12 protein-coding genes are annotated in these 11,552 nt (G+C 71.3%); 5 read left to right on the top strand and 7 right to left on the bottom strand.

The window, feature by feature from the left end; genetic code table 11:
* Positions 1-141: 141 nt before the first annotated feature.
* Positions 142-1,005, bottom strand: a complete 864-nt coding sequence (locus tag AC060K_RS13140; RefSeq protein WP_483765843.1) for an alpha/beta fold hydrolase — start codon at positions 1,003-1,005, stop codon at positions 142-144.
* A 141-nt stretch (positions 1,006-1,146) separates the two neighbouring features.
* Here AC060K_RS13140 and AC060K_RS13135 point away from each other — a divergent pair, with 141 nt between their 5' ends.
* The 4 genes from AC060K_RS13135 (at position 1,147) to AC060K_RS13120 (ending at position 4,554) form a co-directional block, all read left to right on the top strand.
* On the top strand, positions 1,147-1,617 hold the full coding sequence (locus AC060K_RS13135) for a hypothetical protein (RefSeq protein ID WP_483765842.1): 471 nt from the start codon (positions 1,147-1,149) through the stop codon (positions 1,615-1,617).
* Positions 1,618-1,658: 41 nt separating this feature from the next.
* Complete coding sequence (trmB, locus tag AC060K_RS13130) at positions 1,659-2,414, top strand: tRNA (guanosine(46)-N7)-methyltransferase TrmB (protein WP_483765841.1); 756 nt, start codon at positions 1,659-1,661, stop codon at positions 2,412-2,414.
* A 158-nt stretch (positions 2,415-2,572) separates the two neighbouring features.
* Entirely contained in the window at positions 2,573-2,911 is a 339-nt protein-coding gene (locus AC060K_RS13125) for a DUF485 domain-containing protein (protein WP_483765840.1), read from the top strand.
* Positions 2,908-4,554 (top strand): solute symporter family protein, encoded by a 1,647-nt coding sequence (locus tag AC060K_RS13120; protein ID WP_483765839.1) that lies wholly within the window; start codon positions 2,908-2,910, stop codon positions 4,552-4,554. Before AC060K_RS13125 ends, AC060K_RS13120 begins: the two co-directional genes overlap by 4 nt.
* A gap of 74 nt (positions 4,555-4,628) precedes the next feature.
* On the opposite strand, the gene AC060K_RS13115 is transcribed toward AC060K_RS13120, so the two are convergent.
* The 6 genes from AC060K_RS13115 to AC060K_RS13090 all read right to left on the bottom strand — a co-directional run bounded on the left by AC060K_RS13115 (position 4,629) and on the right by AC060K_RS13090 (position 8,911).
* Positions 4,629-5,537, bottom strand: coding sequence for an ABC transporter substrate-binding protein (locus AC060K_RS13115; protein ID WP_483765838.1), 909 nt, complete (start codon positions 5,535-5,537; stop codon positions 4,629-4,631).
* 17 nt (positions 5,538-5,554) lie between these two features.
* The gene (locus AC060K_RS13110) at positions 5,555-6,238 is read right to left on the bottom strand and encodes an ABC transporter permease (protein WP_483765837.1); all 684 of its coding nucleotides are present in this window, start codon (positions 6,236-6,238) and stop codon (positions 5,555-5,557) included.
* Complete coding sequence (locus AC060K_RS13105; protein ID WP_483765836.1) at positions 6,235-6,969, bottom strand: ABC transporter permease; 735 nt, start codon at positions 6,967-6,969, stop codon at positions 6,235-6,237. The genes AC060K_RS13110 and AC060K_RS13105 overlap by 4 nt, the downstream gene beginning before the upstream one ends.
* Positions 6,966-7,781: an ABC transporter ATP-binding protein gene (locus AC060K_RS13100; protein ID WP_483765835.1), complete on the bottom strand. Its 816-nt coding sequence runs from the start codon at positions 7,779-7,781 to the stop codon at positions 6,966-6,968. The genes AC060K_RS13105 and AC060K_RS13100 overlap by 4 nt, the downstream gene beginning before the upstream one ends.
* Before the next feature lie 81 nt (positions 7,782-7,862).
* Entirely contained in the window at positions 7,863-8,240 is a 378-nt protein-coding gene (locus AC060K_RS13095) for a hypothetical protein (protein ID WP_483765834.1), read from the bottom strand.
* Between the two features lie 29 nt (positions 8,241-8,269).
* Positions 8,270-8,911: a nucleotidyltransferase family protein gene (locus AC060K_RS13090; protein WP_483765833.1), complete on the bottom strand. Its 642-nt coding sequence runs from the start codon at positions 8,909-8,911 to the stop codon at positions 8,270-8,272.
* A gap of 171 nt (positions 8,912-9,082) precedes the next feature.
* On the opposite strand from AC060K_RS13090, the gene AC060K_RS13085 reads away from it, so the two are divergent.
* Entirely contained in the window at positions 9,083-11,473 is a 2,391-nt protein-coding gene (locus AC060K_RS13085) for a Tex family protein (RefSeq protein ID WP_483765832.1), read from the top strand.
* Positions 11,474-11,552: the final 79 nt, after the last annotated feature.

The following is an 11,552-nucleotide window of genomic DNA, read 5'->3' as shown; positions in this document are numbered from 1 at the left end:
ACGGCGTCGCCGTCGTACTTCACGACGGCCCCCAAGAAGTAGCCACGGCCTCGGCGACCTGGTCGCGGAGGTGAGCGGCCGGCGTCGGGCCCCCTGGTCCGACGCCGGCCGCTCGGCTCTCGCGGGCTCGTCGCCTGCCGCTCAGAGCACCTCGCGCAGGCGGGCGGCGAAGGCGTCGGGCTCGCCCGTCTGGCCGTACTCACCGCCCAGGAAACCCCCGTGGTCGCTGGGGAAGAGCACGGGCTCCGTGCCGAGCAGCGCGGCGACGGCGTCGGCGCCACGGGCGGCGAGCTGGGCGCCGGACTCCTCGCCGCGCGCGACGACGACCCGCGTCCCGGCGGCGCGGATCGCGTCGGTGTCCGGGACGTAGCCGGGGAGCGTGGCCAGGTTCACGCCGAGGAGCACGTCGTCGCGCGAGCCGTCGTCCTCGGTGGGCAGCCCGAACATGGCCGGGTCAGGCGTGTTCTGCTCCGCCCAGTCCTGGGGGATCGGTCCTTCGTGCGACACGATGGTGATGAACTGCGCCATCGCGGGCCCCAGACCCTTGGCCAGGTACGTCCGGTGGATGTCGATCATGGCTGCGTGCGCCGCGTCGCCGTCGGGCAGCACCCGGGGGACCGGCGGCTCGTGCGCCACGAGGGTGCGCACGTCATCCGGGTGGGCCTCGACCCAGGCGAGGGCGTTCACCGCGCCGCCGCTCGACGCGAAGACGTCCACCGGTCCGCCGCCCAGCTCGGCGACGAGCCGGTGCAGGTCGTCGGCGTGCGTGTGCGGTGTGGCGGGGGACGTGCCCGCCTCGACCGTGCTCCGCTCGATGCCGCGCGGGTCGTACGTGACCACCGTGCGGTCGGTGAAGTGGGTCGCGAGGGTCGTGAAGCCCGCCGCGCCCATCGGCGAGCCGACGAGGAGGAGGGGCGTCTCGTCGCCTGCCGTCTCGGCGGGCCGCACGTCGTAGGTGAGCACGGCGCCCGGGACGTCGAGCGTGGCGGTCTTCGGGTCGGTCATGGTGACTCCTCTGCCGGTCTGCCGGGCACTGCTGTGCCCCTGGGAGAAGAGACCGGGGCCATGTGCCGAACTCATCGGTTGCCGGCAATTCACCCCGGTGCGAGGGAGCGGGCGACGGCGGCCGCATGGGACCCTCGAACCATGAACCGCAGCGTCGTGCGCCCGGTGCGCCGGGCCACCGTCCTCCTCGCCGCAGCAGCCCTCACGGCGGCGCTCGCCGCCTGCAGCCCGCAGGACGTGGTGGAGGGTGCGGTCGAGAACGCCGTCGAGCAGCAGACCGGCGAGGACGTGGACGTCCAGACCGGCGGCAGCCTGCCCGCCGACTTCCCCGAGGACGTGGTCCCGCTCGTCGACGGCAAGATCTCCCACGGCGTCGGCAGCGACACGGGCACGGGCAAGATGTGGATCGTCGCCCTGGAGTACGACGGCACGGCGGACGAGGCCACCACCGCCGCGCGTGACGCGCTCACCGCCGCGGGCTTCGCCGAGCCGGAGGGCATGACCGGGATGGGGCTCCTCGAGAAGGACGACTACCAGGTCCTCGTGGTCTCGGCGGACCAGAGCGGCGTCACCGCGCTCAGCTACACCGTGACCCAGAAGACGGCGGGCTAGATCTCGCGGGGGTACGGGCGTGGCGCCCGTACCCTTGATGCGTGAGTCAGACCGCGCCCCCCGACCTGTCCCGCTTCCGCAAGCAGCCCGTCTCGTTCGTGCGGCGCAGCGGCAGGCTGACGGACAAGCAGCAGCGCGCCTGGGACACCCGGCGTGACGCGTACCTGATCGACGTGCCGCGGGCGATCGCCCGTACCTCGGTCGAGAGCGGCTGGGAGCTCGACGTCGCGGGAGCCTTCGGGCGGACCGCGCCGCTGGTCCTGGAGATCGGCTCGGGCCTGGGGGAGTGCGTCGCGGCGGCTGCGGCGTCCGGTCCCGACCGCGACTTCCTCGCCGTCGAGGTCTACGAGCCCGGTCTGGCGCAGACCGTCGTGCGCGCGGAGCGCGCGGGCCGCGAGCTCGCGCAGGAAGGACTCCCGAACCTGCGCCTCGTGCAGGCGAACGCCGCCGAGCTGCTGGACAGCGCCCTGCCCGAGGGTTCTCTCGACGAGCTGTGGGTGTTCTTCCCCGACCCCTGGCACAAGTCGCGGCACCACAAGCGCCGCCTCGTCAACGCGTCGTTCGCGCAGCTCGCCGCCCGGGCGCTGCGCCCCGGGGGGACGTGGCGGCTCGCCACGGACTGGGCGGAGTACGCGGAGCAGATGGTCGAGGTGATCGAGGCCTCGGGCCACTTCCGCAACGCGCACGGGGCCGGCGCTGCCGCGCCGCGGTTCCCGGGGCGGGTCCTGACGAGCTTCGAGCGCAAGGCGCACGCTGCGGGGCGCGGGATCACGGACCTGGAGTACGTCCGGGGCTGAGCCCGCGCACGCCCGTGTTACGGCTTGGTCAAATATTCAAACTCGCGGTGGCAAACGTTTGCTATCGCAGGGTGATCTACGGCACATTGTCCCCGGGCGCGAAGTACGCGCCCGGCCGCGCGTTGGCCGCGTGGCCCGCATGAGCCAATGGAGGCGTCATGAGCGACGTGCAGGCGGAAGAACCCGCCGAGACGGCCTATCAACGAGTACAGAGTTCGGACGAGTTCCAGGGTCTGCGCCGTACCTTCCGGAACTTCGTCTTCCCGATGACCGCGCTGTTCCTCGTCTGGTACTTCCTGTACGCGATCCTCGCGGCCTACGCGCACGACTTCATGAGCACGCCGGTGATCGGCAACATCAACGTCGGCCTGATCTTCGGCCTCCTGCAGTTCGTGTCGACCTTCGCCATCACGATGATCTACGCCCGGTGGGCCAACCAGAAGCTGGACGCCCGCGCCGCAGCCATCCGTGACGAGATCGAGGGAGAGGCAGCATGAGCCCCGTCATCCTGGCCGCCGCCCCGGCCACCGACATCGGTAACCCGACCCTCAACATCGCCATCTTCGGCGCCTTCGTCGCGGTGACGCTGTTCATCGTCTTCCGGGTGTCGAAGCAGAACAAGTCCGCCGCGGACTTCTACGCCGCAGGCCGCAGCTTCACCGGCCCGCAGAACGGCACCGCCATCGCGGGCGACTACCTGTCGGCCGCGAGCTTCCTCGGCATCGCGGGCGCCATCGCCATCAACGGCTACGACGGCTTCCTGTACTCGATCGGCTTCCTCGTCGCCTGGCTCGTGGCCCTCCTGCTCGTCGCCGAGCTCCTGCGCAACACCGGCAAGTTCACCATGGCCGACGTGCTGTCGTTCCGCCTCAAGCAGCGCCCCGTGCGCATGGCTGCGGCCCTCGCGACCCTCACGGTGGTCTTCTTCTACCTGCTCGCGCAGATGGCGGGCGCGGGCGGCCTGGTCGCCCTGCTCCTCGGTATCGAGGACAAGCCCGGCCAGAGCGTCGTCATCGCTGTCGTCGGTGCGCTGATGATCCTGTACGTGCTGGTGGGCGGCATGAAGGGCACCACCTGGGTGCAGATCATCAAGGCCGTGCTGCTCATCGCCGGTGCGGGCATCATCACGATCTGGGTGCTCGCGAAGTACGGCTTCAACCTGTCCGGCCTGCTGCAGGCCGCGGTCGACAACTCGGGTGACGCCGGCCGGACGATCCTCGAACCGGGCATGCAGTACGGCGTCTCCGAGACGTCCAAGCTCGACTTCCTGTCGCTCGCGCTGGCGCTCGTGCTCGGCACGGCCGGTCTGCCGCACGTCCTGACCCGCTTCTACACGGTGCCGGACGGCAAGGAGGCCCGCCGCTCGGTGGTCTGGGCCATCTGGCTGATCGGCATCTTCTACCTGTTCACGCTGGTTCTCGGCTACGGTGCCGCCGCGCTCGTCGGGCCGGAGGCCATCCTCGCGGCACCGGGCAAGGCCAACTCGGCGGCCCCGCTCCTGGCGTTCGCGCTCGGTGGCGAGATCCTGCTCGGCATCATCTCGGCGGTCGCGTTCGCCACGATCCTCGCGGTGGTCGCGGGCCTCACCATCACCGCCGCGACGAGCTTTGCGCACGACATCTACGCCTCGATCATCAAGAAGGGGCAGGTCGCGCCCGACGGCGAGATCAAGGTCGCACGCTGGACCGTCGTCGTCATCGGTGCTGTGGCGATCGTCGGCGGCATCTTCGCCAACGGTCAGAACATCGCGTTCCTCGTGGCGCTGGCCTTCGCCGTGGCGGCGTCGGCCAACCTGCCGACGATCGTGTACTCGCTCTTCTGGAAGCGGTTCAACACGTCGGGTGCGCTCTGGTCGATGTACGGCGGCCTGATCTCGTGCATCGGCCTGATCCTCTTCTCGCCGGTCGTGTCGGGCAAGGTCAACCCCGACGGGACCTCCGCGTCGATGATCCTCGACACGTCGGTGAACTTTGCGATCTTCCCGCTGTCCAACCCGGGCATCGTGTCGATCCCGCTCGCCTTCGTGCTCGGCATCGTGGGCACGTACCTGAGCAAGGAGAAGCACCACCCGGAGAAGTTCGCCGAGATGGAGGTGCGGTCGCTCACGGGCGCCGGGTCGGAGAAGGCTACGACCCACTGACCCCCTCGCCGAGACAGTGCCTCCGTCCGACGGAGGCACTGTCTCGGCGTTCTGCTGCCTGGAGCCCGGCCCGGTCAGACCAGGCCCTTCTCCTCCAGCCAGTCCGTCGCGATGGTCGCGGCCGGGAGCTGCTCCTCGACACTGCGCGAGTTGAGCCCGACGAGCTCCTCCGCGGTCATGGTGTCGCTGATCTCGTCGATGATCGCGGCGGCCTCGTCGTCCACGTCGTCGCTCGCGAGCGGCACCACGTGGGACGCGAGGAACAGGCCCTTGGTGTCCTCGAGGGCGACGAGCCCGTTCTTCTGGATCGACGGGTCGGCGGTGTAGATGATCGCCATCTGGATGTCACCGTCCTCGAGGGCCTTGACGGTCAGCGGGCCGCCGCTGTCCTCGATGGGGGTGTAGCCCACCTCGATGCCGTAGGTCTCGGCCAGGCCGCGCGGGCCGTTGGGCCGGGTCTCGCCCTCGGAGTTGCCGCCGAGGGTGAGCGGCTCGGTGACCTTGGCGAGGTCGTCGATGGTGGCCAGGCCCCACTGCTCGGCGAACTCGCTCGTGACGACGTACGCGTCCTGGTCGGTGGCCGGGGACTGGTCGAGCACCCGGAGACCCTCGGGGGTGGACTCGCCCAGCTCGGCGTAGACGTCGTCCGCCAGGCGCGCCGACGTGTCGGGAACCCAGTACTGCAGGAGCGGGCCCGTGTACTCGGGGAACAGGTCGATGCTCCCGGCCTCGATCTCCGGGAGGTAGGCCTCACGCTGCCCGATGCGGAACTGACGGTCGACCGTGTAGCCGCCCGCCTCGAGGGCCTGCGCGTAGACCTCGGCGATGATCTCGTTGGAGTAGTAGTCCTGGGAGCCGATGACGATGGTCTCGCCCGTGCTGCCGGCCGGCTCCTCGGTCAGCGGGTCTTCGGACGAGCACCCTGCGAGGAGCGCGACTCCGAGCAGGGTGGTGATGCCCGTGCGGAGGGTGTGGCGGTTCATCCGTGTCCTTTCGTTCGTCACGCGCGTGCGCGACGTTCGTGCGTGGGCGCCGCGGCCCGTGCGGCGGCACGCTGGATCGAGGCCAGGACGGCCTCGAGCACGAGGGCCAGCGCGATCACGAGCAGCGCGCCGGCGAGCATCTGTGGGTAGTCGCGGGTCTTGAGCCCGGCGAAGAGGTAGCGGCCGAGTCCGGTGTCGGACACGTAGGCGGCCAGGGTGGCCGTGGCAACGACCTGCAGCGTGGCGGCCCGGACCCCGCCCAGCAGCACCGGCATCGCGAGCGGCAGCTCCACCTGGCGGATCACCTGGGCCTCGCTCATCCCCGACGCGCGGGCGGCGTCGACGACGTCGGGCGCCACCGCCTCCACGCCGGCGTACGCGCCGGCCAGGAGCGACGGGATCGCGAGCACGACCAGCGCGGCGAGCGGCGCCTCCAGCCCGATGCCCATCATCAGGCCCAGGATCGTCAGCAGGCCCAGCGTGGGGACTGCTCGGGCTGCCCCGGCCACGGCGACGACGACGGCGCGTCCCCGGCGGGTGTGCCCCACGAGCACGCCGACGGGGAGCGCGACGGCCGCCGACGCCGCGACGACCGCCACCGTGACGGCGAGGTGCTGGGCGAGACGGGCAGGGATCCCGGCAGACCCCGACCAGTGGGCGGGGTCGGCGAGCCAGGCGAGCGCCTCGGTGAAGAGGTTCATCGGGCGGCCTCCCCGGTCGTGAGGCGGCTCGCGGCGCGCCCGCCCGCCGTCGGCCGCCCGCCCCCTGGCCGGGGCAGGACGCCCAGCGCCGGTGCCGCGCCGAGCCGGGTCCAGGGCGTGAGCGCGCGTCCCACGAGGAGGCAGGCGACGTCGAGCACGAGCGCGAGCACGACGGTCGTGACGATGCCGGTCACGACCTCGGCAGTGATGCCGCGCTGGAACCCGTCGGTGAAGAGGGAACCGAGGCTCGGGATGCCCACGAGGGCGCCGATCGTCGCGAGGCCGACGGTGCTCACCGTGACCACGCGCACCCCCGAGACCAGCACGGGCACGGCGAGGGGCAGCTCCACGCGCCAGAAGAGCGCGCGGGGGGAGTGCCCGAGGGAGACCGCCGCCTGGCGCACCGGGTCGCTGATCGAGGAGAAGGCGTCGGCGGCGGTGCGGACGAGCAGCGCCGTGCCGTAGACGGTCAGCGCGACGACCAGCGTGGCGGGCGACCGCAGGGGGATGCCGAGGACCGCCGGGATGACGATCAGCAGCGGCAGGGCCGGGACGGCGTACAGGATGCTCGCGCCGCTCAGCAGCGCGCCTCCTGCACGGGGCGACCGCTGCGCCAGCCGGCCGAGGGGCACCGCCAGGACGATGCTGAGGACGATGGCCGGGACCGACACGGCGAGGTGCCGCACGGTCAGGTCGACGACCTGTGGCCAGGCCGCGCTGAGCCAGGTCATGACGCCAGCACGCCTGCCGGGCGGCCGTTCGCGTCGACGACGAGACGCCGGCCGTCCACGTCCACGGTGGTGAGCAGCCGCTCGGGGCGGTCGGCTCCGACGAAGTCCCGGACGAAGCCGTCGGCGGGCCGGGTGAGGATCTCGCTGGGCGTGCCCGCCTGGGCGACGCGGCCGCCCTCGCGCAGGACCACCACCTCGTCGGCCACCCGGAACGCCTCGTCGATGTCGTGGGTGACCAGCACGATCGTCTTGCCCAGCTCGGCCTGGAGCCGCAGCAGCTCGTCCTGCAGCTCGCGCCGCACGATGGGGTCGACGGCGCCGAACGGCTCGTCCATGAGCAGGATGTTCGGGTCGGCGGCCAAGGCGCGCGCCACCCCCACGCGCTGCTGCTGCCCGCCGGAGAGCTGGGAGGGATAGCGGGGGCCGAGCGACGGGTCGAGCCCCACCCGGGCGAGCAGCTCGGTAGCCGCCGAACGGGCGGCCCGGCGAGGGGTGCCCGAGAGGACGGGGACCGTGGCGATGTTGTCGAGCACCGTGCGGTGCGGGAGCAGGCCGCCGGCCTGGAGCACGTAGCCGATCGACCGCCGCAGCACCACCGGGTCCAGGGTGCGCACGTCCTCGTCGTCGATGAGGACCGAGCCCGACGTGGGGTCGACCATCCGGTTGACCATCCGCAGGAGCGTCGTCTTGCCGGACCCGGACGAGCCGACGAGCGCCACGATCTTGTGCGACGGCACGAAGTGGCTGAAGTCGTCCACCGCGACGGTGCCGTCGGGATAGACCTTCCGGACGGCGCGGAACTCGATCGGCATGTCGACCACGGTATAGCTCCGAACGCCCGTTCGGGTGGTTCGATTCGTGCGTTTCGCTCCTGCCGAACATCGCGGCTCGAGTTAGACCGTGTACTCGTCCATCGCGTCGACCAGCGTCCGTGCGTGGCGCACGAGGAAGGCGCTCTGCTGCGGGCTGAGGAAGGACGTCCCGTAGTGCGCTGACTGCTTCTCCTCGAGGATCTTCCGTAGGCGGCTCGCGTGTGCATGGCCACCCGGCCGCACGAGTTCGAGGAGATCGGCGGCACGCATGTGGTCGCGGTCCTGGGCGCACTCCTGCAGCTTGCTACCGCAGATCGCGTCCGATGCCGCGATGGCAGCGAGGACGGCGAGGGCTCCGGCGACGTGGCGATCGGCGGCGTCCTCGCCCATGACCAGCTCGGCGACCTCCTGGTACTTGCGGGCGGCGGCCGCGCGGACTCGGACATCCCCCGTCGACATCGAACGCGTTCGGGGAGGGCTCTTAGGGCTCATCGGGGTCCTCTGAAGTAGGTACGTACATCCGGTCCGACGATCGTCTCGGCGTCTGACCTGAAGGACTCGATGATCGGATCGTCGACCTCGACCGCGTGGAGAAGGCGCCCCGGGTCGGTGAGGTAGACCTGGACACGCTGACCTGTCTTGCGCTCCAGGTCGCGAAGGCTGTCAGCCAGCTCTTGCGCGGGATCCGCGAACGAGTCAGGCGCGACGACGAGGAAGTCGATGTCCGAGTCGAGCCTCGCCTCCCTCCGTGCGACTGAGCCGAAGAGCGCGACTGAGACAGGCCATTCGGACTCAGGGCCTGCGAGCTCGAAGTGCTTGGCGGCGATGCGTTTGACGTCGTCACGGAGGTCCTGCCACGGGCGGAGAGCGTTGAACGCCGCATCGATTGCGGGGAAGGCGTAGTGCGCGCGATTGAGGCTGTAGAGCAGGGCTTGGCCAGCCTGTTCCACCGTGACGATGCCCTGCTCCGCAAGGCGCAGCAGAGCCTGCTGGACTCCACGGTCCGAGCCCTTCCTCGCAACCCGGTGGACCTGCGCGCCGGTCATCGAGCCGGTGGTTCCCCAGAGTGAGCGCAGGACGACAGGGTCCAGAGAGGAGCCGAACACGTGCTCCGGATGGTTCCAGTCCATCTCTATCCCGAACTATTGTGCGGATACCCGAAGGATTCTTCGGTTATCCGAAGAATAGTTCGGATCGGCTCGGGGCGCGACCTGATCGCGGCCGACGACGGACGATGCGACAACCCCACGACCTGACTGGCAGGATGCGTCGGGACTCGCAGGAAGGTGAGGTAACGGACAGTGCTGAGCATCAACCGGCGCATCGCGGACGAGCTGGGCGTGAGGGAGTCGCAGGTGGCCGCCGCGGTCGGCCTGCTGGACGACGGGGCCACGGTGCCCTTCATCGCCCGCTACCGCAAGGAGGTCACGGGCACGCTCGACGACGCCCAGCTGCGCACGCTGGAGGAGCGCCTGCGCTACCTGCGCGAGCTCGAGGAGCGGCGGGCGGCGATCCTGGCGTCGATCGAGGAGCAGGGCAAGCTCGACGACGCCCTGCGCGCCCAGATCCTCACCGCCGACACGAAGGCCCGGCTCGAGGACATCTACCTCCCGTTCAAGCCGAAGCGGCGCACCAAGGCGCAGATCGCCCGGGAGAACGGGCTGCAGCCCCTCGCCGACGCCCTGCTGGCCGACGCGTCGCTCGACCCCGCCGAGGCCGCCGCACCGTACGTCACCGGCGAGGTCGCCGACACCGCCGCGGCGCTCGACGGCGCGCGCGCCATCCTGATCGAGCGGATGGGCGAGGACGCCGACCTCATCGGCACGCTGCGTGAGCGGCTGTGGTCCAGCGGCCGCATGGTCTCCAAGGTCCGCGAGGGCAAGGAGGAGGCGGGCGCCAAGTTCGCCGACTACTTCGACTTCTCGCAGGCGCTCTCCAGCCTCCCGTCGCACCGCGTCCTCGCCATGTTCCGTGGTGAGAAGGAGGACGTGCTCGACCTGACGATCGAGCCGGAGGAGCCCACCGAGCCCGGCGTCCCGTCCAGCTTCGAGGGCGAGATCGCGCGCCGGTTCGGTATCGCGGCGCAGGGCCGTCCGGCGGACCGCTGGCTCGTGGACACCGTCCGCTGGGCCTGGCGCACGCGCATCCTGGTGCACCTCGGGATCGACGCCCGCCTGCGGCTGCGTTCCGAGGCCGAGGACGAGGCGGTCCGCATCTTCGCGGCGAACCTCCGCGACCTGCTCCTCGCCGCCCCCGCGGGCACCCGTTCCACGATGGGCCTGGACCCGGGGCTGCGCACGGGCGTGAAGGTCGCCGTGGTGGACGCCACCGGCAAGGTGGTCGCCACCGACACGATCTACCCGCACGTGCCGGCGAACCGCTGGGACGAGTCGCTCGCGAAGCTGGGCGCGCTCTGCGCCAAGCACAACGTCGACCTCATCGCCATCGGCAACGGGACGGCGTCGCGCGAGACGGAGAAGCTGGCCGCGGAGCTCATCAAGAAGGCGCCGCAGCTCGGCCTCACCAAGGCCGTGGTGTCGGAGGCCGGGGCGTCGGTGTACTCGGCGTCGGCGTACGCGTCGGCCGAGCTTCCCGACCTCGACGTGTCGCTGCGCGGCGCCGTGTCGATCGCGCGCCGCCTCCAGGACCCTCTGGCCGAGCTCGTGAAGATCGACCCCAAGTCGATCGGCGTGGGCCAGTACCAGCACGACATCACCGAGACCAAGCTGTCGCGCTCGCTCGACGCGGTGGTCGAGGACTGCGTGAACGGCGTGGGCGTGGACCTCAACACGGCGTCCGTCCCGCTGCTCGCCCGCGTCTCCGGCATCACGACCAGCCTGGCGGAGAACATCGTGGCCTACCGGGACGCGAACGGGGCCTTTCCCTCCCGCGCGGCCCTGAAGAACGTCCCTCGCCTCGGGCCCAAGGCGTTCGAGCAGTGCGCCGGGTTCCTCCGGGTCACGGGGGGCGAGGAGCCGCTCGACGCGTCGTCGGTGCACCCGGAGGCGTACCCGCTCGCGCGGCGGATCGTGTCGGCCGCCGGGGCGGACGTCCGGTCGCTCTTCGGCAACGCGGGCGCCCTGCGGACCCTCAAGCCCACGGAGTTCGTGGACTCGACCTTCGGTCTCCCGACGGTCACCGACATCTTCGCCGAGCTGGAGAAGCCGGGGCGTGACCCGCGTCCCGCGTTCACCACGGCGTCGTTCGCGGACGGGGTCGAGACCCTGTCCGACCTGGTCCCGGGCATGATCCTCGAGGGCCAGGTCACCAACGTGGCGGCGTTCGGCGCGTTCGTGGACGTGGGCGTGCACCAGGACGGCCTCGTCCACGTGTCAGCCATGTCCAAGTCGTTCGTGAACGACCCGCGCGAGGTCGTGAAGTCGGGCGACATCGTCAAGGTGAAGGTCCTCGACGTGGACCTCCAGCGCAAGCGCATCGCCCTGACCCTGCGTCTCGACGACGAGGTGTCGGTGGTCCCGGGCGGCGGCGCGGGCTCCGGCGGGGCGTCGTCGGGCGGCGCGGGCTCCTCGGGCGGCGGCCGCGGCGACGGCGGACGCGGCCGGCGCGACGGCTCCGGCCCGCGGGGCGGGCGCGACGGGCGGCCGGGCGGGTCCGGTGGCCGCGGCGGCCGCGAGCCCGCCCCGGCGAACACGGCGATGGCGGAGGCCCTGCGCCGCGCGGGCCTGGCCTGACCGGGTAGGTCCGCCTCGAGAACGTCATCAGGTGTCGCTTCCGGCGCGGAGGCGGCACCTGAGGACGTTCTCGAACCGG

It is taken from the genome of Antribacter sp. NEAU-D49, from assembly GCF_057158775.1.
The sequence above is the reverse complement of the archived record's forward strand: the minus strand, read 5'-3'. Positions and strand labels throughout refer to the sequence as shown.

Bases quoted from the DNA above. Each gene is read 5' to 3' on its own strand.
- AC060K_RS13140 (WP_483765843.1), bottom strand. From the start codon at position 1,005: ATGACCGACCCGAAGACCGCCACGCTCGACGTCCCGGGCGCCGTGCTC.
- AC060K_RS13135 (WP_483765842.1), top strand. From the start codon at position 1,147: ATGAACCGCAGCGTCGTGCGCCCGGTGCGCCGGGCCACCGTCCTCCTC.
- AC060K_RS13125 (WP_483765840.1), top strand. From the start codon at position 2,573: ATGAGCGACGTGCAGGCGGAAGAACCCGCCGAGACGGCCTATCAACGA.
- AC060K_RS13120 (WP_483765839.1), top strand. From the start codon at position 2,908: ATGAGCCCCGTCATCCTGGCCGCCGCCCCGGCCACCGACATCGGTAAC.
- AC060K_RS13115 (WP_483765838.1), bottom strand. From the start codon at position 5,537: ATGAACCGCCACACCCTCCGCACGGGCATCACCACCCTGCTCGGAGTC.
- AC060K_RS13110 (WP_483765837.1), bottom strand. From the start codon at position 6,238: ATGAACCTCTTCACCGAGGCGCTCGCCTGGCTCGCCGACCCCGCCCAC.
- AC060K_RS13105 (WP_483765836.1), bottom strand. From the start codon at position 6,969: ATGACCTGGCTCAGCGCGGCCTGGCCACAGGTCGTCGACCTGACCGTG.
- AC060K_RS13100 (WP_483765835.1), bottom strand. From the start codon at position 7,781: ATGCCGATCGAGTTCCGCGCCGTCCGGAAGGTCTATCCCGACGGCACC.
- AC060K_RS13095 (WP_483765834.1), bottom strand. From the start codon at position 8,240: ATGTCGACGGGGGATGTCCGAGTCCGCGCGGCCGCCGCCCGCAAGTAC.
- AC060K_RS13090 (WP_483765833.1), bottom strand. From the start codon at position 8,911: ATGGACTGGAACCATCCGGAGCACGTGTTCGGCTCCTCTCTGGACCCT.